The 1,128-nt window shown below is 53.0% G+C and carries 1 rRNA gene; it reads left to right on the forward strand.

Annotated elements, in window-relative coordinates:
* Positions 1 to 1,128 (forward strand): 23S ribosomal RNA (locus tag ACJ8PN_RS25535); the annotation flags it as partial.

Genomic DNA, 1,128 nt, shown 5'->3' on the forward strand with positions numbered 1-1,128 from the left:
AGTAAAGGGTGATAGCCCCGTACACTAAAATGCACAGGTCGTGAGTTCGATGAGTAGGGCGGGACACGTGACATCCTGTCTGAATATGGGGGGACCATCCTCCAAGGCTAAATACTCCTGACTGACCGATAGTGAACCAGTACCGTGAGGGAAAGGCGAAAAGAACCCCGGCGAGGGGAGTGAAATAGAACCTGAAACCGTGTACGTACAAGCAGTGGGAGCACCTTCGTGGTGTGACTGCGTACCTTTTGTATAATGGGTCAGCGACTTATATTTTGTAGCAAGGTTAACCGTATAGGGGAGCCGTAGGGAAACCGAGTCTTAACTGGGCGATTAGTTGCAAGGTATAGACCCGAAACCCGGTGATCTAGCCATGGGCAGGTTGAAGGTTGGGTAACACTAACTGGAGGACCGAACCGACTAATGTTGAAAAATTAGCGGATGACTTGTGGCTGGGGGTGAAAGGCCAATCAAACCGGGAGATAGCTGGTTCTCCCCGAAAGCTATTTAGGTAGCGCCTCGTGAACTCATCTTCGGGGGTAGAGCACTGTTTCGGCTAGGGGGCCATCCCGGCTTACCAAACCGATGCAAACTCCGAATACCGAAGAATGTTATCACGGGAGACACACGGCGGGTGCTAACGTCCGTCGTGAAGAGGGAAACAACCCAGACCGCCAGCTAAGGTCCCAAAGTCATGGTTAAGTGGGAAACGATGTGGGAAGGCATAGACAGCCAGGATGTTGGCTTAGAAGCAGCCATCATTTAAAGAAAGCGTAATAGCTCACTGGTCGAGTCGGCCTGCGCGGAAGATGTAACGGGGCTAAACCATGCACCGAAGCTGCGGCAGCGACGCTTAGGCGTTGTTGGGTAGGGGAGCGTTCTGTAAGCCGTTGAAGGTGGCCTGTGAGGGTTGCTGGAGGTATCAGAAGTGCGAATGCTGACATAAGTAACGATAAAGCGGGTGAAAAGCCCGCTCGCCGGAAGACCAAGGGTTCCTGTCCAACGTTAATCGGGGCAGGGTGAGTCGACCCCTAAGGCGAGGCTGAAAAGCGTAGTCGATGGGAAACAGGTTAATATTCCTGTACTTGGTGTTACTGCGAAGGGGGGACGGAGAAGGCTAGGCTCCGG

It is taken from the genome of Serratia sp. CY76391, assembly GCF_052166695.1.
In the GTDB taxonomy this organism is placed as follows: domain Bacteria; phylum Pseudomonadota; class Gammaproteobacteria; order Enterobacterales; family Enterobacteriaceae; genus Serratia; species Serratia nematodiphila.